Origin of the sequence: Thiorhodovibrio frisius, assembly GCF_033954835.1 — a bacterium.
GTDB lineage: Bacteria > Pseudomonadota > Gammaproteobacteria > Chromatiales > Chromatiaceae > Thiorhodovibrio > Thiorhodovibrio frisius.
This window is the reverse complement of sequence record NZ_CP121471.1, coordinates 4,737,336-4,757,628: the sequence shown is the minus strand read 5'-3', so window position 1 is coordinate 4,757,628 and position 20,293 is coordinate 4,737,336. Positions and strand designations below refer to the sequence as shown.

At 61.0% G+C, this 20,293-nt stretch carries 20 protein-coding genes and 1 tRNA gene; 6 read left to right on the top strand and 15 right to left on the bottom strand.

Features of this window, described 5'->3' with window-relative positions; genetic code table 11:
* Positions 1-23: 23 nt before the first annotated feature.
* Positions 24-1,241 carry an acetylornithine deacetylase gene (gene argE / locus Thiofri_RS21715; protein ID WP_009148536.1) on the bottom strand — a complete coding sequence of 406 codons (1,218 nt, stop codon included), beginning with the start codon at positions 1,239-1,241 and terminating at the stop codon, positions 24-26.
* Positions 1,242-1,406: 165 nt separating this feature from the next.
* Here argE and Thiofri_RS21710 point away from each other — a divergent pair, with 165 nt between their 5' ends.
* From Thiofri_RS21710 to Thiofri_RS21685, 6 genes are all read left to right on the top strand, one after another.
* Positions 1,407-2,969 carry an RsmB/NOP family class I SAM-dependent RNA methyltransferase gene (locus tag Thiofri_RS21710; protein WP_051023846.1) on the top strand — a complete coding sequence of 521 codons (1,563 nt, stop codon included), beginning with the start codon at positions 1,407-1,409 and terminating at the stop codon, positions 2,967-2,969.
* Between the two features lie 371 nt (positions 2,970-3,340).
* Positions 3,341-3,670, top strand: coding sequence for a (2Fe-2S) ferredoxin domain-containing protein (locus Thiofri_RS21705; RefSeq protein ID WP_040856568.1), 330 nt, complete (start codon positions 3,341-3,343; stop codon positions 3,668-3,670).
* Positions 3,671-3,907: 237 nt separating this feature from the next.
* Positions 3,908-4,336 (top strand): 50S ribosomal protein L13, encoded by a 429-nt coding sequence (gene rplM / locus Thiofri_RS21700; RefSeq protein WP_009148533.1) that lies wholly within the window; start codon positions 3,908-3,910, stop codon positions 4,334-4,336.
* 18 nt (positions 4,337-4,354) lie between these two features.
* Positions 4,355-4,744: a 30S ribosomal protein S9 gene (gene rpsI / locus Thiofri_RS21695; protein WP_009148532.1), complete on the top strand. Its 390-nt coding sequence runs from the start codon at positions 4,355-4,357 to the stop codon at positions 4,742-4,744.
* A gap of 31 nt (positions 4,745-4,775) precedes the next feature.
* A tRNA-Gln gene (locus tag Thiofri_RS21690) sits at positions 4,776-4,849 on the top strand.
* 392 nt (positions 4,850-5,241) lie between these two features.
* Positions 5,242-6,675, top strand: a complete 1,434-nt coding sequence (locus Thiofri_RS21685; protein WP_009148531.1) for a porin — start codon at positions 5,242-5,244, stop codon at positions 6,673-6,675.
* Between the two features lie 129 nt (positions 6,676-6,804).
* On the opposite strand, the gene fabA is transcribed toward Thiofri_RS21685, so the two are convergent.
* The 14 genes from fabA to ubiH all read right to left on the bottom strand — a co-directional run bounded on the left by fabA (position 6,805) and on the right by ubiH (position 20,284).
* A complete protein-coding gene (gene fabA, locus Thiofri_RS21680; protein WP_009148530.1) occupies positions 6,805-7,320 on the bottom strand; it encodes a 3-hydroxyacyl-[acyl-carrier-protein] dehydratase FabA in 516 nt (171 codons plus the stop codon).
* Between the two features lie 134 nt (positions 7,321-7,454).
* A complete protein-coding gene (locus tag Thiofri_RS21675) occupies positions 7,455-9,215 on the bottom strand; it encodes a proline--tRNA ligase (protein ID WP_009148529.1) in 1,761 nt (586 codons plus the stop codon).
* Between the two features lie 44 nt (positions 9,216-9,259).
* Positions 9,260-9,604, bottom strand: coding sequence for a phenylpyruvate tautomerase MIF-related protein (locus tag Thiofri_RS21670; protein WP_009148528.1), 345 nt, complete (start codon positions 9,602-9,604; stop codon positions 9,260-9,262).
* A 29-nt stretch (positions 9,605-9,633) separates the two neighbouring features.
* Positions 9,634-10,017 (bottom strand): type II toxin-antitoxin system VapC family toxin, encoded by a 384-nt coding sequence (locus Thiofri_RS21665; RefSeq protein WP_009148527.1) that lies wholly within the window; start codon positions 10,015-10,017, stop codon positions 9,634-9,636.
* Between the two features lie 9 nt (positions 10,018-10,026).
* Positions 10,027-10,269, bottom strand: coding sequence for a FitA-like ribbon-helix-helix domain-containing protein (locus tag Thiofri_RS21660; protein ID WP_009148526.1), 243 nt, complete (start codon positions 10,267-10,269; stop codon positions 10,027-10,029).
* A gap of 450 nt (positions 10,270-10,719) precedes the next feature.
* Positions 10,720-11,598 (bottom strand): FkbM family methyltransferase, encoded by an 879-nt coding sequence (locus Thiofri_RS21655; RefSeq protein ID WP_009148524.1) that lies wholly within the window; start codon positions 11,596-11,598, stop codon positions 10,720-10,722.
* Positions 11,599-11,673: 75 nt separating this feature from the next.
* Positions 11,674-12,303 (bottom strand): ribosome biogenesis GTP-binding protein YihA/YsxC, encoded by a 630-nt coding sequence (yihA, locus tag Thiofri_RS21650; RefSeq protein WP_009148523.1) that lies wholly within the window; start codon positions 12,301-12,303, stop codon positions 11,674-11,676.
* The gene (moaC, locus tag Thiofri_RS21645) at positions 12,300-12,806 is read right to left on the bottom strand and encodes a cyclic pyranopterin monophosphate synthase MoaC (RefSeq protein ID WP_009148522.1); all 507 of its coding nucleotides are present in this window, start codon (positions 12,804-12,806) and stop codon (positions 12,300-12,302) included. The genes yihA and moaC overlap by 4 nt, the downstream gene beginning before the upstream one ends.
* A gap of 90 nt (positions 12,807-12,896) precedes the next feature.
* On the bottom strand, positions 12,897-13,445 hold the full coding sequence (ppa, locus tag Thiofri_RS21640) for an inorganic diphosphatase (RefSeq protein WP_009148521.1): 549 nt from the start codon (positions 13,443-13,445) through the stop codon (positions 12,897-12,899).
* 124 nt (positions 13,446-13,569) lie between these two features.
* Complete coding sequence (locus tag Thiofri_RS21635; protein WP_009148520.1) at positions 13,570-13,764, bottom strand: DUF4926 domain-containing protein; 195 nt, start codon at positions 13,762-13,764, stop codon at positions 13,570-13,572.
* A 200-nt stretch (positions 13,765-13,964) separates the two neighbouring features.
* Complete coding sequence (locus Thiofri_RS21630) at positions 13,965-15,968, bottom strand: sodium-translocating pyrophosphatase (protein WP_009148519.1); 2,004 nt, start codon at positions 15,966-15,968, stop codon at positions 13,965-13,967.
* A 185-nt stretch (positions 15,969-16,153) separates the two neighbouring features.
* A complete protein-coding gene (locus Thiofri_RS21625) occupies positions 16,154-17,407 on the bottom strand; it encodes a 6-phosphofructokinase (protein WP_009148518.1) in 1,254 nt (417 codons plus the stop codon).
* 208 nt (positions 17,408-17,615) lie between these two features.
* Positions 17,616-18,962, bottom strand: a complete 1,347-nt coding sequence (locus Thiofri_RS21620; protein ID WP_009148517.1) for a UbiH/UbiF/VisC/COQ6 family ubiquinone biosynthesis hydroxylase — start codon at positions 18,960-18,962, stop codon at positions 17,616-17,618.
* Positions 18,959-20,284, bottom strand: coding sequence for a 2-octaprenyl-6-methoxyphenyl hydroxylase (gene ubiH / locus Thiofri_RS21615; protein ID WP_009148516.1), 1,326 nt, complete (start codon positions 20,282-20,284; stop codon positions 18,959-18,961). The genes Thiofri_RS21620 and ubiH overlap by 4 nt, the downstream gene beginning before the upstream one ends.
* Positions 20,285-20,293: the final 9 nt, after the last annotated feature.

Below are 20,293 nucleotides of genomic sequence, written 5' to 3'. Positions count from 1 at the left end.
TAAAGAAAGATTTGCGTTTCGTCTCAGGCGGTGTCGGACAGGCAGAATCGCCTGATCAGCGCCCGCAGCAAAGATTGGGTTGGCTCGATGCGTTCAATGGCGAGAAACTCGTTGGGCTGATGCGCTTGTGCGATGTCGCCGGGGCCGAGCACGACTGTGTCCATGCCGAGTTGGTTGAAGAAGGGCAGCTCGGTGCCGAAGTTGACAGCCTCTGCGCTGAGGCCGGTCAGTTCTTCGGTAGCGCGCACAATAGGCGCGCTGGCGGGGGTGGCGCCGGGCGGAATGCTCATAAAGAGCGAGTCCAGCTCCCAGGCCAATCCTCGGGCTGCGGCGATGGGCGCAATCAGGGCTTGGAGTTCGGCGCGCAGGCTTGCAGGGTTAAGGCCGGGCAGGGGACGCAGGTCGAGCAATAGCTCGCAGTCACCGCAGATGCGGTTGGGGTTGTCGCCACCGCAAATTCGGCCCAAATTGACCGTTGGGTAGGGGATGGAGAATAACGCGTCCTGATAGCGCGTTTTCAGCTGCTCGCGCCAGGGCAAAATGGCGCTGATCACCTCGTGCATGCCGTCGATTGCGTTGCGCCCCAGCGCCGGGTCGCTGGCATGACCGCTTAGGCCGCGCAGCCGGACGGCCTCGCCCATCACGCCTTTGTGCGCGCGCACCGGTCGCAGATTGGTCGGTTCGCCAATGATGGCGTGCCGGCCGATGGAGCGCTCGGCGCTCAGCAGTGCGCGCGCGCCGTGCATGGCGGATTCTTCATCGGCGGTGGCGAGCAGCCTCAGCGGTGCCTTGAGCTCTCCCGCGCGCAGGCCCCGAGCGGCCTCAATGGCGAGGGCGAAAAAGGCTTTCATGTCGCAGATGCCGAGGCCGTAAAGTCGCCCATCGGCCTCGGTCAGGGTGAAGGGGTCGTGGTGCCACAGGTGTTCGTCGTAGGGGACTGTGTCACTATGACCGGCGAGCACCAGTGCGTCGCTGCTTCCGTCGCCGCTGTCGTTGCCGCCGCTGTCGTTGCCCAGGGTCGCGATCAGGTTGGCCTTGCCGGGGTGGCCGGGTAGAGTCAAAATCTCGACGTCGAAGTCGCTATCCTCAAGCCAGGTGGCGAGCAGTTCAAGCAACGGCCGATTGGACTGACTGAGCGCCGGATCGACGCTGCTGACCGACGCGGTCGCGATCAATTCGCTTAGCATTTGTCGCAGCGGTGGCGCGCCTGGCATCGCAATCTGGGGGGAGGCAGCTGTCATTGGCGGTTTTTGGCCTGAGTGATTGTGCTGGGTATTCTATACCGTCGCGATCAAAATTCGGCGCTCAGATTGAGTCAGGCTGCTAGCCCTGACAACGGCTATCACGTCAGCCGCCGCACTAGCCATTGCGCCGGACATCACACCAGCTATTACGCCCCTATCCTGATGCCATCACGTCACAACTCAACCGATCCTGATCAAGCCGCCCTGCTGCGCCGGTGCATGGCGCGCTATCAGCCGCTGCTGGCCGATGAGCCGGGCGAGTGGGAGGATTTTATCGCCGCGCTTTGCCGTCCGCTGCCGGCCTGCGTTTGGGCGCATCCGGAGCGCTTGAGTGTGTCGGAGTTGGCGGATTTGATTCAGGCTGAAGAGAACGCCGATCCGCCCGTGCTTGCCCCGGTGGCATGGAGTCCAGATGCGCTGTGTTTGCCCGCCGGGTTTAAGGCCGGGCAGCGTTGGTGGTATTGCGCCGGACTTGCGCATGCCCAGGAGGAGGCATCGCAGTTGCCGGCGAGGCTGATGGATTTGCGCCCGGGGCTGCGGGTGCTAGATCTCTGCGCCGCGCCGGGTGGCAAGACGGCGCAGATGGCGTTGGCCTTGGGTAATCGCGGGACTGTTTTGGCGAATGATTTCGCGCGCGAGCGCATCGCGGCCTTGCAGGGCAATCTGGATCGTCTGGGTGTTGTGAATGTCAGCACCACTTGGGGCGATGGCGGGAATTTTCCGGCCGCTGCCGGTCGTTTTGACCGGGTGCTGGTGGATGCGCCCTGTTCAAGCGAGGGGACGCTCAGGCGCAACCGCAGCCTGGCTGGCCGGCTGGATCCTGACTTGATCGCGAACAATCGCCGCTTGCAGGGGCGCCAGTTGGCGCTGCTGCGCAAGGCCGTGCAGCTCTGCCGTCCCGGGGGGCGGATTGTTTATTCCACCTGTACCTTTGCGCCGGAGGAGAATGAATCCATTGTCTCGCGGGTGTTGGAGGAGCAGGCGGGGCGACTGGCGTTGCGGCCAGTGGCTGTGGAGGGTCTGACCACAAGTCCGGGGCTGACAGCCTGGGGCGGGCAGCAGTTTGATGCGTCTCTGGTGCATTGTTTGCGGTTATGGCCGCAGCGCACCGATACGGGTGGCTTTTTCGTCGCGGTGCTGGAGAAGGAGGGGGATGCGCCTCAATCCGAGCAGGCATCCGAGCCAGTATCAGAGCCAGTATCCGGGCAGGAATCCGAGTCTTGGGCCTTTGCGAAGCTGCTGACTCCGGCGGAGGATGATCACTGGTTGCCGGCCTTGGCTGAGCATTACGGCTGGCCTGTGGATATCTGGCGCGGTCTGATGGCGCACCGTCAGACGCGGCGCGGGTTGCATCTGCTGGCGGCGGATCATGCAGCGCCTTTGCTGCCGACGGCTGAGGGGCGGGGGCTGTTTTTTCTCCGTACCAACATCCGCCCGCCCAAGTTGACCACAGCCGGGGCTTTGTTGTTCGGGCGCATGGCAAGCCGGCAGGTCATGGAGCTTGATCGCGAGCAGCGCAATGCCTACCTGGTTCGTCAGACTTTGACGCCCCGGCCAGCGCAATGCGCAGACTCTCGTCCCGGACAGGTCATTGTCCGCTATTGCGGGCATCCCTTGGGGGTTGGGCTGTTTACCCGCTCCGGGACCTTGGAGAGTCTGTTTCCCAGTCGCTGGAGCGGATGTGTTGGGGTGGCTGGAGCGGGGCCTTCCCGGTCTGGTGAGTGAGGCGGCATTGGTGGACGCACTTACCTCTCCTGGTAGCCCGTTTTTTCGGCGAATTTGTTCGTCTTGAGTTGGCACTTGGTTGGCGGGTTCCGGACTCCGGGCCGGGTGAGGGTCGCGGGGGACGCCGTGAATACATCCCTGTAGGCTTCCCGGCGGCGTCCTGCCGCCGAGACCCCCGCGACCCTCACCCGGCCCGGAGCCTCGAGTTCGGTTAGTGCGGCAGATTGACGCCATGGCGCCGGCTGCACTGGAGGATGAATCTATTTGATTTTGGTACGGTCCGGGTAGTCAGGGTCTGGGGCTCATCGGAAATTGGCAAACTGCCCAAATATTTGCAGGTTGTTTGCCTGGCATCATGCGAGATCATCATCATGTCTTACTATCGTCATCATCTGTTCTTCTGCACTAACCAGCGTGAGGGAGGTTGTCGCTGTTGCAATGCGCGCGGGGCTACCGAGGCGCGTACTTTCGCGAAAAAGCGCAGCAAGGAGCTTGGGCTTGCTGGGCCTGGCGGGGTGCGGGTGAATGCTGCCGGTTGCCTCAACCGTTGCGCCGAGGGGCCTGTTGCTGTGGTCTATCCTCAGGGCGTCTGGTACAGCTATAGCGGTCAGGAAGATATCGAAGAGATTTTGCAGGCACACATCATTGGCGGCGAGCCGGTTGCGCGCCTGCGCCTGCCGGATGCGCCTACTGCTGGCTGATTTTTGTGCCCCCGGCACTTGCGTGCAGGCCAGGGCTAGGCTATAGTTCGCGGTCTTTCGCTGATTGAGGCTCGATTCGCCTCCCAATCGGCTACCGAATTCGCGCCTGATGGCCGACTGCCAGCCGGACTGCTCGCCAATCTGTCTGTCAGTCCGTCAAAGGGCGCTAGCATTCTCAAAATCTTTCAAAATGTCGATTTCTTCGCCCCGATTGTGAGGGCTCGGAGCCAATAAACGATGAGAACTGAAAGCGCAAAGCCGGCCGAAGTGCGCCGTGTCTGGCATCTGGTGGATGCCGAGGGCAAGACACTCGGCCGTCTGGCCACGGAGCTGGCGCGGCGCCTGCGCGGCAAGCACAAGCCCAGCTACACCCCGCATGTCGACACGGGCGATTACATCGTGGTGGTGAATGCGGAGAAAATCCGCGTCACCGGCACCAAGCTCGACAATAAAATGTACCATCGCCACACCGGTTATATCGGCAACCTGCGCTCCATGAACTTGGCCGAGATGCTGGCACGCCATCCAGAGCGCGTGATCGAGGCAGCCGTCAAGGGCATGATGCCGCATAACCCGCTCGGACGGGCGATGCTAAAAAAGCTCAAGGTCTACGCGGGCACTCAGCATCGCCACGCGGCGCAGCAGCCTCAACCGCTTGAAATCTAGCCCAGGGATAACTGACCAATGACGCAAATGCACTACGCCACCGGTCGCCGCAAAAGCGCGGCCGCTCGGGTGTTTCTTACAACAGGTTCGGGCAAGATCGAGGTCAACGGCAAGCCGCTCGACGAATTCTTTGGTCGGGAAACTGCGCGCATGGTCGTGCGTCAACCGCTCGAGACCCTCTCGATGCTCGATCGCCTCGACATGCGCATCACCGTCACCGGCGGTGGCACCACCGGGCAGGCCGGCGCCATTCGTCACGGCATCGCTCGAGCCTTGGTCGACTACAACGAGGCCAACCGCCCTCCACTGCGTCAGGCCGGCTTCCTCACCCGCGATGCGCGCGAGGTCGAGCGCAAGAAGGTTGGTCTGCACAAGGCCAGAAAGCGCCCGCAGTTCTCCAAGCGCTAGGCAAGCTGTTCAAGCCTTGCTGTTCTAAAGATGGGGGATCGTCTAGCGGCAGGACCACGGACTCTGACTCCGTTAACCTAGGTTCGAATCCTAGTCCCCCAGCCAACATCGGCTCCCAACGCATCTCCCTGCCAAAAAAAGCCCGCCACGCGCGGGTTTTTTTGTGGGCCATACTTTGTCCTGCCGACTGCCAAGAAAAAGCCCGCAGTGTCGCGATTTTGCCCATTGATTGCGGGAACATTGCCCGCGCAGGCGTTGCGTGCGCCATGCTTAGGTTTCGAGCTGTGCGACCCGTTGTCTTGTAAGTAACTGAAAATAAGTTGATCAACTGCCATTTTCTCGGAAGCTGTAGCAAGTATGAGACACCTAGAAAAAATTGTCTCTTTTTTCAAAAAAAAGTTGCACACTGTTGCATCATGGTCTAATATTCAACTTGCAGCACATCACTGCAACAGTTTTCCCATAACCTTTCATCACCCACAACAGCGGAGAACAAGATGAAAAAGAAACTCATTAGCCTGGCAGTCGCAGCCGCTATGGTTGCTCCTGCAGCCGCGATGGCCGAGGCAATCATTTACGGCAAGTTGCATGTCTCCATCGACTATGCAGATGTTAAAAACGCTGCTGGTGTTCCAACCTTTAATCCAGTTACAGGTCGCCAAACCGCGGCCGGTACTGACTTTGAAGGCTGGGGCGTTAACCGAAACGGTAACGGCGGCTCCGGTTGGGGTCTTGTGGGACCAGTGGCTAATCCGAATGTGCCATTTGCCGGTAGCGGTGCTAGCGGCGGTTACATGCCTGGCGCAGGCCCCTCCAACCGAATTGGCATTAAAGGTTCCGAGGACATCGGCAACGGGCTGAAAGCCATTTACCAGGTTGAGCTGGGTATCGCTTTTGGTGCATCCGATGCCAACATCCCTAGCGGTAACAACAATAGCTTCAGCGTCCGCAACAGCTTTGTTGGCCTGGCTGGCAGCTTTGGTACCGTTCTGGTCGGTCGTCATGACACCCCGCTGAAGATCTCAACCGGCAAGCTGGATATGTTTGCCGACACCATGGCGGACTACAACGGCACCGTGGGCTTTAACGATCTCCGCGTCGACAACGCCATCGCCTATATCTCGCCTAGCTTCTCCGGCTTCCAGTTCATGGGTGCTTTGGTTGCTCCTGGTGGCGCAACCGCCGGTGAAGGTCTAAACGCCAACTCAGATCAGTTGAATGGCGCTTGGTCACTGGCTGGTATCTACAACAACGGTCCCTACTACGCCTCTATCGCCTATGAATCCTTGAACAGCGAAATGTTCATGGACACCGGTGCTAGTAACGCAGTGACCGCAGGAATTAATGAACCCGCCGTACCTGCAACTGCAAATCTAGCCACGGGGGTTGTGACCAACCCGGTTGCGGCCAAAAGTTTTTGCACCAATCCAGCCGGAAACCTAGTAGCGGGCAATAGCTGTAGTAGCGTAAGTAGTGACTACAATAAATGGCGGTTTGGTTTGGGAATTCTCGATTGGAACGGCTTTTCTCTGAGCGCAATCTATGAGAATCAGGACAATATTCCTGGCGGACAGACCTACTCTCAGGTAGTAGGAGGAGTAGCAGTCCCCAACAACATCGAAAGCCAGGAGCTGTGGCAGATACAGGCTGGCTACGCATTTGGCAACAATCAGATCAAAGCGATGTATGGTGAAGCTGATCGTGACTACGGCTTCAATTCAAATCTTCTCCCTGCTGCGGCTGTGGGTACCATCAATCAAGTCAAAGCATGGGACGGCGACCGTAGCACTTGGGCTATCGCTTTCGATCACAACTTCAGCAAGCGTACAAAGGCTTACGTCATGTACACAGATGTCGAAGACGATCTCGAGAACTACGTTGCTGGTTCTGAGTGGAGTGGCTTCTCCATGGGCATGATCCACAGCTTCTAAGAGTCTGGATCTGAAGCAACAAGAGGATCCCTCGGGATCCTCTAAAACATAAAAAAAAGCGGCCTTCGGGCCGCTTTTTTTATGCTTTGTTGGAATTGTAAGTCGCAACTGGGATCCATGCCCTCTGTCCTAAAATCCCTCCGTTGACATAAACAGTCCAACCCGCAGATCTTTGGCGGTGTAAATCTCGCGACCATCGACGTCCATGATGCCATCGGCGATGCCGAGCACCAGTTTGCGGGTGATGACGCGTTTCATGCTGACTCTGTAGGTGACCTTTTTGGCACTCGGCAGCACCTGTCCGCTAAATTTCACCTCCCCCACTCCTAGTGCGCGACCATGACCGGGGTTGCCGATCCAGGCCAGGTAAAAGCCGACGATCTGCCAGAAGGCGTCTAGCCCCAGGCAGCCGGGCATGACCGGGTCGCCCGGAAAATGGCAGCCGAAAAACCACAGGTCCGGGTTGATATCCAGCTCGGCGATGATCTCGCCCTTGCCGTTGGGGCCGCCACCGTCGCTGATGTGGGTGATGCGGTCCATCATCAGCATGTTAGGGATGGGCAATTGCGCATTGCCTGGCCCAAACATTTCGCCATGGCCGCAGGCGAGCAGTTGCTCGCGGTTGAGGGATTCGATTCTGCTCATTAGGTTAGGGTGTCCACTGCTTTAAGCCCGTGTGATAAAACGGGCGATGAAAGGCTCCCGCGCGTGCGCGGATACCAGGTCAGGTCAAATCAGGCCAAATCAGCTTATAGCTGAACTGATGTGATTAGGTCAGGTCAGCTCAGGTCTGACAGGCCGGTGTGGGCGTTAAGCTGTTTCAGAATAAAGGGCACGGCCTGATGCAGCTCGATGAGCTGCATGTCTCGATCCTGCCGGCCTTTGTATTCCAGCTTGCCGTCATCCAGGTGCTTGTCGCCAATGACTAGCCGATGGGGAATGCCGATCAGTTCCATGTCGGCAAACATCACTCCGGGGCGGGCATCGCGATCATCAAAGAGCACCTCGATGCCAGCGTCTTGCAGGTCTTGGTAGAGTGCTTCCGTCGCCTCCCGCACGCGGTAGGACTTTCCGAGCTTCATCGGCAGCAGGGCGAGGGTAAAGGGCGCGATGGGCGCGGGCCAGCAGATGCCACGTTCGTCGTGGTGTTGTTCGATGGCGGCGGCCACCACACGTGACACGCCAATGCCATAGCAACCCATGGTGGGGGTGATGGCCTTGCCGGCGTCATCGAGCACCACGGCGTTCATCGCCTGGCTGTATTTGGTGCCAAGCTGAAAAATATGCCCGACCTCAATACCGCGTGCGATGGTGATCTGGCCCTGGCCGTCGGGGCTTAAGTCGCCCTCCTGGACATTGCGCAGGTCAGCCACTGGCGGCAGCGGCAGGTCGCGGTCCCAGTTGAGCCCAAACCAGTGCTTGCCGTCCTGGTTGGCACCGGCGCTAAAGTCTGCCGCCACGGCCGCCGCGCGATCAACCACGCAGGGAATGGGCAGGTCTCTTGGGCCCAGGGAGCCTAAGCCGGCGCCGATGGTCGCGCGGATTTCCTCTTCGGTGGCCATGCGCAGCGGGCTGGCAACTTGTGGGAGCTTCTCGGCCTTGACGCTGTTTAACTCATGGTCGCCGCGCACCAGTAGTGCGATGAGGCCGGGCCTGGCCGTTTGGGCGTCTTGCTCATCCTTGGCGGCGGCAACAATCAGGGTTTTGACTGTGCGCTCAATTGGCTGACCGAACTGCTCGACCAGATCGGCGATGGTTTTGGCCTTGGGCGTGTCGACCAGGCGGGCGTTTTCGCTCGGAGCAGGCGCGGCTTGCGCAGGAGCAATGGCCTCGGCCAGCTCGACATTCGCGGCATAGTCGCTGCCAGTGGAGAAGGCGATGGCGTCCTCACCGCTGCTGGCGAGTACATGGAACTCATGCGAGGCATTTCCGCCGATGCTGCCGGTGTCGGCTTGTACGGCGCGAAAATCCAGCCCGCAGCGGCTGAAAATGCGGCTGTAGGTCTGGTACATCCGCTCATAGGTCTCGGTGAGCGATGCGCTGTCGAGATGAAAGGAATAGGCGTCTTTCATCAGGAATTCGCGCGCGCGCATGACGCCGAAACGCGGGCGAATCTCGTCGCGGAATTTGGTTTGAATTTGGTAGTAGTTGACCGGCAGCTGCTTGTAGCTGCGCAACTCGTTGCGCGCGAGTTCGGTGATGATCTCCTCGTGGGTGGGGCCAAAGCAAAAGTCCCGCCCATGGCGGTCGCGCAGGCGAAGCAGTTCGGGGCCGTATTTGTCCCAGCGTTCGGATTCTTGCCAAAGTTCCGCCGGCTGGACCGCCGGCATGGAGACCTCGAGCGCACCGGCGCGGTTCATTTCCTCGCGCACAATGGCCTCAACCTTGCGCAACACGCGCAGGCCGAGCGGCAGCCAGGTATAGAGGCCGGCGGCCAGCTTGCGGATCATGCCGGCGCGCAGCATTAGCTGGTGGCTGGGAATCTCGGCATCAGCCGGCGTTTCTTTCAGGGTGTTGAGGGGGAACTGAGACAGGCGCATTTCGTGAACCGATCAAGTAAAACCCTGAAGTTTAACGAGGCCGGTCAGAAGGTGCCACCATTGAAGCCAAACAGATGCCGCGGCGGGGCGCTGAACGCGATATAAACCCGCCCCGCCGGCACCCCGAGATGCTCGCCAACCAGTGCTGTGAGGGCTGCGGACAACTCCGGCGTGCGCGCTTCCGGCAGGCCGAGGCTTTTCAGTTCCAGATAGGCGAGCGGCTCCTGAGAGCCGCCAAAGCACATCTTCGCCGTCGGCTCAGCAATGACCATCACATAGCTTTCTGGCTTGCTGAGCAGTTCGGCGAGCTGCTTGGAGGCGGCGCTCAGCAGGGCATCCCAGGCGCTGTCTTCAAGTTTGGCGTTGGTCTGAATCTTGAGCGTGGGCATGAGGAATTCTCCCGGTTGCAAACATATTTTTAAATCAGCTCAATGCGCTCCGGCGCGGAGGCGGCAAAGTGTTTGTCGCGAGTGATGACCCGGCAGTCGAGCGCGTCGGCCAGCGCCAGGTAGGCTGCATCGTAGGCGGTTAGGCGGCGATAGGCCCAGATGCGCGGCAGCAGGAGTTGATGGGGATAGCGTTCGAGCGGTAGTTGCTCGAAGTCAGCAAGTGCCGCGCTCGCCCTTGCCTCCGGAATCTCGCGCCTGTGGACCAGACGGCGCATGACACTCACAATTTCAATGTCAATCAACTGCGGCGCACAGTTGAGGGCGCCAGCGTCGAGCAGCCGATTAGTCAGTGCGAGGCTATCTGGAGTTTGCAACAGGACATCAATGACGGCCGAGGCATCGACGACGATCACGGTTGTTGCTTATCTCGGTTTTTCATCACGGTCGCGGTCGCGGCGAATAATTTCCGCCGACGGCTCGCTGATCCGGCAAGGTTCGCGCTGGCTGAGCCGGGCGCGCATTTCCTCGGCTGTGGGCCGTGCAGCCAGTGCGCGTGCGTGGCCCAGCAAATAATCCGATAGGGACAGGCCCGCTAGTGCGGCGCGCGCCTTGAGCTGGCGATGAAGGTCTTCTGGCACATTGCGAAGCTGAATAGTCGTTGCCATGATTCGGACTCCTTTGCATGGGCTCTGCATGGAACCATGGCTTTCAGGCGGCTCTTTGTCAAGTGGTCGTGGACGCCGGAATCGATTCCGACTGGGAGTCGGCGGAAGATGTTTCGGCAGCGCTAGCCGCTGCGACCTGCTTGGAGGCAGCACTTAGCAGGGCATTCCAGGCGCTATCACCAATTTTGGCGTAGGTTTGGATTTTTTGAGCGTGGGCATGCGGAATTCTCCGGGTTGCAAACATTTCTTAAATCAGCTCGATGCGCTCGGGTGCGGCAGCGGCAAAACGTTGGTCGCGAGAGATGACTTGGCAGTCGCGTGCGTCAGCCACCAGCAGCGCAAGGTAGGCGGTCAGGTTGTGGCGATAGACCCAGATGCGCCTAAGCGCAGAGGGATGTAGTACTCAACGGTACGCCAAAAAGTGGGCGCGCTTTGCCTGAAGGACCAGTCTTAGGGTGGTGGCCACTGTGCGGGGAAGGGTATCGCTTTGAAATCTATGTGTTGGGTTTTGAGTTCGTTTGGATTGGTGCCAAGCAGGATGTTGCGTTTCGCATCGAGGGCGCTGGTGCAAAACCCCAACTCTTGCAAGAGTTGTTCGCAGGTGTCAAAGGTTTTTGCACCTTGGCGTTCGGGACCGCAGTCGATGCTGACGAAGCAGGTGCGCGTGAGCACATTTTTTGCGCCGCGTAGCATTTCTGGCTCAGCTCCTTCGGTATCCGCCTTGAGTAAAAAAACGCGTTCAAGCCCTCGGGACAAGGCAAACTGATCGAGTGTGACAGCTTTGATTTCGAATGCATCGCTGTATTGATCTGGGGGGATCAAAGAGCTGTCGGCGCGCAGGACCGAGGAGTAAAAGGTCAGGATTTCATTTTGATGCCAGAGCGCTGTCTGGAAAGATTGAATCCCGGTCCCGTCGATATTCTCGCAAAGTGCGCTGTGATTGATGGGGTCGGGCTCTATGGCTATGACCTTGGCACCCAGCTGTCGACAGTAAAGGCTGAGTTCGCCGATGTTAGCGCCGACATCGATCACCACACGGTCACGCAGAAGCGAAGCTAACGAATCGATGCCATAGCGTTTCGCAAGTTCGTACATCTCTGCTGCGATCCCAATGCGATACTTTGACCAGCGGTTAATGGATGCTATGGTGATGCTCTCATCCGCAATCTGTAAGCGAAACCCAAGCCCTGAAGGATGGACCCAAATTTGCTCAGAGCGGCGATGACGCAGGTTATAAAGGGCGATCTTGAGCTTGCGGCGCCAGTAAAGAGGTATTAGGTTTTTGGGGTAAATCTGGGGCTTTTGATTTTGTGTGTGTTCTTGTTTCATGATTCTTTTGCCGGATCATGGGCAATCAGGTCGGGCGACGCTAGGTGGGAACCTTCAAGTTGATGCCGGTGTGTATCAGGGGGCATCAGTTGACAACAGGGTGGATGGCTGATGCGCCAGTTGCGCTGTGATCCATGACTGGGCCGCTTCGATGCCGAGCGTTTTGGTGGCGGAAAAGGCGAGCAGCTGGCTGCCTGGCGGCAAGTCGGTGAGTTCGCGCCGCACCAGATGCAGGGCTTTGTCAATTGCGCCGCGCTTGAGCTTGTCGGCTTTGGTCAGCAGGATGAGCAGGGGCAGCTCGCCGTCCTGGCCCCAGGCGAGCATCTGGCGGTCGATCTCGGTGAGCGGGTGGCGGATGTCCATCAGGACCACCAGACCTTGCAGGGATTGGCGCTCGGCCAGGTAATTGGCCATGAGCTGCTGCCAGCCGGTCTTGATGGCGACCGAGACCTTGGCGAAGCCGTAGCCAGGCAGGTCAACCAGGCGGCGCTGGTCGTCGAGTTGAAAAAAGATCAGCTGCTGGGTGCGCCCCGGCGTTTTGCTGGTGCGCGCGAGCCGGTTCTGGTGGCACAGGGCATTGAGCGCGCTGGACTTGCCGGCGTTGGAACGCCCGGCAAAGGCCACCTCGGCGCCCTGATCGGGCGGGGCGTGATCCAGCCCGGAGGCGGCGGAGAGAAAATGCGCGCGCTGAAAGATTGCGTTCATGCCATCGTGGTGCCGGGGGGCTGGTGTTGGTCACGTTGCCAATGTCCGGATTGGCCGCCGTTTTTCTCGACCAGCCCGATGCCGTCCATGGTCATGCCGCGGTCGACGGCCTTGCACATGTCATAGATGGTCAGCAGGCCAATCTGCACCGCGCACAGGGCTTCCATTTCCACACCGGTTTTGGATTGGGTCTCGACCCGTGCGGTACAAAGCACCGCCGGCGGACTCTCCTGCGGCTGAAAGTTAACCTCCACATGGGTCAGCGGCAGCGGATGGCACAGGGGTACCAGGTCTGCCGCCCGTTTAGTGGCCATAATGGCAGCGATGCGGGCGATGCCCAACACGTCGCCCTTGACGGCGTCGCCGGCTTGAATCAATGCGAGCGTGTGGCGTTGCATCAGGATGCGCCCGGAAGCGATGGCGCAGCGGTGCGAGGCGGGTTTCTCGCCCACATCGACCATGTGCGCCTGACCCTGGTTGTCGAAATGCGTGAGCTCAGCCATTTGCTTGACCCTGAATCACAAGGATGCATTCTCCGGGGTGGCCGGGACCATAAGCGGTGGTTGCCAGTTCGGCAGTTACAAGTGCGGCGGTTAGAAGTTCGGCTTCTCAGGTGCCTCTTCAAACATCTTGACCGAAGCCATGATCTCCTCGCGCGCTTCCTCGCGCCCGCCCCAGCCGGCGATACGCACCCATTTGCCCTCGTCGAGGTCTTTGTAGTGCTCAAAAAAGTGCGCGATTTGATCGAGCAGATGCGGCGGCATGTCGCGGAAGCTGGTGATGTTGCGATAGCCCTTGAACAGCTTGTCGATCGGCAGGGCCAGAATCTTGGCGTCGTCGCCCGACTCGTCGGTCATCTTGAGCACGCCGATGGGGCGGCATTTAATGACCGAGCCCGGGATGAGCGGATAGGGCGTGACCACCATCACATCGATGGGGTCGCCGTCGAGCGACAGTGTGTGGGGCACGTAGCCATAGTTGCAGGGGTAATGCATGGCCGTGGACATGAAACGGTCGACGAACATGGCCCCGGTGGTCTTGTCCATCTCGTACTTGACCGGTTCCGCATGCGACGGAATCTCGATGATGACGTTGATTTCGTTCGGTACATTGTCGCCGCGCGGGACGCTGCTTAAATCCATGGAGGTCTCCAGTAAACACTTGGCTGAAAGGCTGGGCTGTTCGCGCCTGTCGGCCAGCTTGAAAACAAAAAAGGCCCTGAACGGGCCTTGGCCAGTCGGGGATTTTACCCCTTTTTGCGCAGGTTTAGGCTGCGACCTCGGCCATGTGATGCAGGCGCATCAGCTTCTCTGTGGGAACGGGCAGTAAAGCACGGGTTCTTCCCTGAGCATCGGCGAAGTCGACCTCGCAGTTTTGTTCATCGTAAATCATGACGATAGTCCCCACCTGGCCGCGCTTTAGAACAAAAGAACGGTTGGTTTCAAAATCTTGCGCCGGCATGTCGATGAGCAGGGCAACAGGGTCGTGAAGACGGAATTCTGATGTCTTAGTTCAAACGATGTAGCAACTGACTAACCGAGGACAATGTTGAGTGATGTTATCCAGTGCGACCTGTTTTGAGCAGGGTGTTTTTTCAGGATATTTAGAAGTCCTGGCATGCAACATATTGTGGCATGCCAGGACTGGCTAGAGCGCCCCGATCACAGCAACGGCACAATCAACAACGCCACGATGTTGATGATTTTGATCAGCGGGTTCACCGCAGGGCCGGCGGTGTCCTTGTAGGGGTCGCCAACGGTGTCACCGGTGACGGCCGCTTTGTGGGCTTCCGAGCCCTTGCCGCCACAGTTGCCGTCTTCGATGTACTTCTTGGCGTTGTCCCAGGCGCCGCCGCCGACGGTCATGGAGATGGCGACGAACAGGCCGGTGACGATGGTGCCGATCAGCATGCCGCCCAGGGCTTCTTTACCCAGAATCACGCCCACCAGCACGGGTGCCAGTACTGGCAGCAGGGAGGGGACGACCATCTCCTTGATGGCGTCGCGGGTGAGCATGTCGACCGCCTTGGTGTAGTCCGGCTTCTGTTCGCCCTTCATGATGCCGGGCATTTCGCGGAACTGACGGCGCACCTCGTTCACGATACCGCTTGCGGCACGACCGACCGCTTCCATCGCCATGGCGCCGAACAGATAGGGCACCATGCCGCCGATGAACAGGCCAATAATCACCATGTGATTGTTCAGGCTGAAGTCGATGGTGGCATCGCCGAGCGCATGGGTGTAGTCGGCGAAGAGCACCAGCGCGGCGAGCCCTGCCGAGCCGATGGCATAGCCCTTGGTGACGGCTTTGGTGGTGTTGCCCACGGCGTCGAGCGGATCGGTAATATTGCGGATCTTTTCATCCAGTTCGGCCATCTCGGCAATACCGCCGGCGTTGTCGGTGATGGGGCCGAAGGCGTCGAGCGCAACGATGATGCCAGTCATGCTGAGCATGGCGGTGGCGGCGATGGCGATGCCGTAGAGACCGCCGAGCCAGTAGGACAGCAGGATGGCGAGACAGACCGCAAGCACAGGGGCGGCGGTGGCCTTCATCGAGACACCCAAGCCTGCGATGATGTTGGTGGCATGGCCGGTTTCGGACGCCTTGGCCACCAGTTGCACCGGACTGAACTCGGTGCCGGTGTAGTACTCAGTGATCACCACCAGCAGGCCGGTCAGGACCAGGCCGATCAGGGCAGCCAGATAGAGCGAGAAGCTGGCGCCAAAGCTGCCACCGGGGCTCATGATCAGGGTGATCGGCAGGAAGGCGACAGCCGCGATGCCGCCAGCGACGATCAGCCCCTTGTACAGGGCGCTCATGATCTTGGTGTCGCCTTCCTCGGCCTTGACGTAGAAGGTGCCGATCACCGAAGCGATGATGGATACGCCGCCGAGGACCAAGGGGTAAGTCACAGCTGTGCCGGAGGCCATCAGCAGGGAACCGAGCAGCATGGTCGCGACCACGGTGACGGCATAGGTCTCAAACAGGTCCGCTGCCATGCCGGCGCAGTCGCCAACATTGTCGCCGACGTTATCGGCGATCACCGCCGGGTTGCGCGGGTCATCCTCGGGGATGCCGGCTTCGACCTTGCCGACCAGATCAGCGCCAACGTCCGCACCCTTGGTGAAGATGCCGCCGCCAAGTCGGGCGAAAATGGAGATCAGCGAGCCGCCGAAGCCCAGGCCCACCAGCGCGTGCAGGACTTTTGCCTGTTCCACGCCCATCATCGATAGCAGGCCGTAGTAGCCGGCGACGCCCAGCAGCGCCAGGCCGACGACCAGCAGGCCGGTGATGGCGCCGCCGCGGAAGGCGACCTGCAGTGCCGCGTCCAGCCCGTCATTGGCGGCCTGGGCGGTGCGCACATTGGCGCGTACCGAGATGTTCATGCCGATGTAACCGGTCGCACCGGACAGTACGGCGCCGATCACGAAGCCCATCGCGGTGTAGAAGTCCAGGAAAATCAGCAGGACTAATGCCAGGGCACCGCCGACCATACCGATGGTCATGTATTGGCGGTTGAGGTAGGCGGTGGCGCCCTCCTGGATGGCTCCGGCAATTTCCTGCATGCGCTCGTTGCCGGGCGAGAGCTTGAGGATCCATTGTACGGACCAGATGCCGTAACCGAGCGCTGCGAAGGCGCAGAGAATCGCAAAAAAGGTTCCCATGGTTTAAGTTCGCTCCTAAATCGGGTTAGTGGGGCTTGGATAACCGTCAGGGCGCGGCACAGCATGGATTAAGTTTTGCGCGATGACGGCAAGGAAGTCCGCAGTCGGGCTTGGTGAGGCCCGACCGCCAGACGCTAGTCGCGGGAGCAGGTCCGCGACTGGCGCAAGTCGTTGGCAGCCTTTGCTCAGAGCTCAAAAGCCGCGAGTTTTTTCTCAACCGCTGCGTTTTTAAGCGTGACGAAACGCGGCAGCCCGTTGGTGAACGGCGGATAATCCTCGCCCTGAATCAAGGGCAGCAGATACTCCTTGCAGGCGGCGGTGATGCCGAAGCCATCCTCGGTGATAAATTCCCGGGGCATGAATTTTTCCACATTGGCCACCTCCGATAGCGGTGCCTCGCCCACTTCCCAGCGGTAAGGGTCGCTGCTGACCCGCTTGATGGTCGGCATGATTGCGTTGTGCCCGGCCAGCGCGAACTCCACGCCCGCCTTACCGGTGGCATAGGCCTGCTCGACATCGGTCTTGGAGGCCAGATGGCGCGCGGCGCGTTGCAGATAATCCGCCACTGCCCAGTGGAACTTGTAGCCGAGTGCCTCCTTGACCATGTTTGCCACTACGGGCGCGGCGCCGCCGAGCTGGGCATGGCCAAAGGCGTCCTTGGTGCCCTGTTCGGCTAGAAAGCGGCCGTCTGGCCAATGGCAGCCCTCGGAGACGACCACGGTGCAGTAGCCATGCTGTTCGACCATCGCCTTGACCTTGGCCATGAAGCGATCCTGATCGAATTCGATCTCTGGGAAGAGCACCAGTACCGGGATGCCGTGATCATCAATCAGGCCACCGGCGGCGGCGATCCAGCCGGCATGGCGGCCCATGACCTCAAGCACAAAGAGCTTGGTCGAGGTCTTGGCCATGGAGCGCACGTCGAACGATGCCTCAAGCGCTGAGGTGGCGATGTATTTGGCCACCGAGCCAAAACCGGGGCAGTTGTCGGTGATCGGCAGGTCGTTATCCACTGTCTTGGGGACATGAATGGCCTGCACCGGATAGCCCAGGGTCTCGGACAGTTGGCTGACCTTGTAGCAGGTGTCAGCCGAGTCGCCCCCGCCGTTGTAGAAAAAGTAACCGATGTTATGTGCCTTGAAGACTTCGATCAGGCGCTCGTACTCGCGCCTGTTGGCCTCCAGGCTTTTCAGCTTATAGCGGCAGGAGCCGAAGGCGCCGGCTGGGGTATAGCGCAGCGCGGCGATGTCATCGTCGCTCTCCTGACTGGTGTCGATTAGATCCTCGGTCAGGGCGCCGATGATGCCGTTGCGCCCGGCATAGACATTGGCGATTTTGTCCTTGTGCTGGCGCGCGGTTTCGATTACCCCGCAGGCGGAGGCGTTGATCACGGCGGTGACGCCGCCAGATTGGGCGTAGAAAGCATTCTTCGCGGGCATCGGAAGTCTCCCGGGGATGTGGTTTGGGGGATGGGTTTTGGGGCTTGGAGTAATGGGGGCTGGCTGATTGGGGTTTGGACGAGTCGGCTTGGCGAGATAGGGTAACCAAAGCCCATGCCGAGCGCACCGAAAAAATCGCCTTGATCGCCAGTCGGGCATCCTGAAAGGCCGGGTGCTGGCTTGGCTTCGGCCCGCTGGCCGCATCGGCTCAGGGACGCGCTAGCGATGGCAGGCGGTCGCTGAGCCCCATGGCTTCGCGCATGAAGCCGAGCTTTAGCGGCCGCAGTTGGTCGACGGCGCTCAGGCCCAGGCCACGGCCGGCGGTGAGTAGTGGGTTGTCGTTGCTGAACAGTCGTTTGATGGCATCCATGGCAAGCAGCATTTGTTGATTTTCCGCCCGACGCGCACGCTCGTAGCGGCGCAGGATGGCGGGGCTGGCGATGTCGCGGCCACGGCTGCTGGCATGGGCCAGGGCATCGTAAAGGGCGGCGATATCGAGAAAGCCGAGATTCACCCCTTGCCCGGCGAGTGGGTGAATGGCATGGGCGGCATCGCCGATCAGGGCCGCGTGTTCGGCGACATAGCGCATGGCGTGCGCGCGGCGCAGCCCGAAGGCCGCGCGCGGACCCACTGCGCGGATTGGTCCCAGACGCCGGTCAAAGGCCTGCTCCAGTTCGGCAGCGAAGGCGGCATCGTCGAATGCCAGGAGTTCCTCGGCGCGCCCTTGTTCTGCTGACCAGACGATGGAGCAGCGCCCGTCGGCCAGTGGCAGAAAGGCCAAGGGACCGGTTGGTAGAAAGCGCTGCCAGGCGGTCTCGCGATGCCAGTGTCCCGGCTCCACCGTGGCGACTATGGCCTGCTGGTCATAGAGCAGGGTCTCGCTGCCGATGCCGAGCGCGGCGCGCACGCGCGAGTCGCGCCCGTCGGCGCCGACCAGCAGCTTGGCTGTCAGGCTCTGGCCATCGCCAAGGCGCAGCTGTGCGCCACTGGTGTTCATCTCGAGCGCATCCAGGGTGGCCGGGCACAGCAGGCTGACATTCTCGGCCGGTTCGAGCTGTTCCCAGAGCGCCAGGCGGGTGACGCGGTTCTCGACGATGTGACCCAGATCCGGCTCGCCCAGCTCGGCGCTGTCGAAATGCAGTTCGCCCTGACCGAGACCCGTCTCTGGCGCTTGCCAGACGATCATCTCCCGATAGGGGCTGACGCCGAGTTCGAGCATGCGTGGCCAGGCGCCGAGGCGGCGCAGCAGACGCTCGCTCGCGCGGCTCAGGGCTGAGACGCGCAGGTCGATGCTACCAATGGGCCAGTTGCGCTGCGGCGGTTGAGCGTCGATGATGGCGATACGCAGGCCGAGAGGGCAGCAGGCACAGGCCAGGGCAGCGCCCACCATGCCGCCGCCGACGATGGCCAGATCGAAATGCTCGGGGCTGTTACGGATTTTCTGGGTGGGGCGCCTCGCGGTGGCCTTGGTCTGAGGACGTTTTTTGGCGGAGCTTGAGCGGGAATGATTGCCGGTGCGCGGTTTCCCGGTCTGCGGGTTGGATTTGGTGCTCATGCCGGCCCTCCCGAAGACTGTTCGGCCCAGCGGGCAAAGGCGGGGGAGATTGGTGGCAGCCCGCGCGCCAGTCGCGGCAGGCGCCCTTCGAGCCCCATGAAGCGCCGCGCGAGCCGATGACGCAGCGGCGGCAGGAGATCCAGCCCGACCAGCCCCAGGTTGCGCCCGAGTTGCGCGCCGGGACAGGGGAGGCCAAACAGGCGCACCAGGCCATCGGTCAGCCCGGCGGTGGCCAGATGATCCGCCCGGCGGCGGCGCTGGTAGGCATTGAGCAGCGTTGGTCCGCCCAGATCAGCGGCGGTGCTCTGTGCCTCGACGAGCAAATCTGTTAGCTCGGCGACATCGCGCAGGCCGAGGTTGAAGCCCTGGCCAGCGACCGGGTGCAGGCTGTGGGCGGCGTTGCCGAGCAGCGCAAAGCGCGCCCGGGTGAGTTGACCCGCCAGACGCAGCCGCAGCGGGTAGGCGACGCGTCGCGCGGGCTGTGTCAGTGGCCCGAGTCGCTGGCCAAAGCGCTGCTGCAAGCGCGCGAGAAAGGCCTGGTCGTCCAGCCCCATGATGGCCGGGACTTCTCTGTCCAGTGCGGTTAAGACCACCGAGTAGCGGCCCCTTGTCATCGGTAGCATGGCCAGCGGGCCGGAACTGGTGAAGCGCTCAAAGGCGGTGCCAGGTGCTGCGTCGGTCCCCTCGGGCGTCACCGTCGAGATGATGGCATGCTGGCCGTAGTCGAGATCCTTCAGCGGGATGCCCAGGCGCTGGCGCAGGCGGGAGTCGCCGCCATCTGCCGCCACCACCAGGTTGGCGGCGAGGCTGCGATGTCCATCTGGCAGCATCACCTCGAGCCGCGCTTGCTCACCGCTCAGGCTGAGGGAGACCACCTGCCCGGGGCGCAGCCAGTCCACATTCGGGCTGTCGGCGAGCGCTTGCTCGATGGCTGCGCCCATGGCGCGTGCCGGGACCACCTCACCCAGGGAGTCCACGCCTTCATCGGTCGCGCTCAGGTGGGCAAGGCCGGCATGGCCGCGATCAGAGATGTGAACTTGCCGGATGGCTTCGGCCTCGGGCGCGATTGCGGGCCATAGGCCCATGCCAGAAAAAATGCGCCGGCTGCCAAGCGACAGGGCAATCACGCGCTCGTCGTAGCTTGATTGCCCTGATTTGGGTTGCTGGTGGCCAGATTGCCCTGGGCTGGATTGTCCGGGGTTGGCCGGCCCAGGCGCTTTCTCGATAATGGCAATGCGCAGCCCGGTGTCGCGCAGGGCGCAGGCCAGGCTGCCGCCGACCAGGCCGCCGCCGACGATGGCGAGATCGTAGCTGTGCGTCATGCTGTTCTC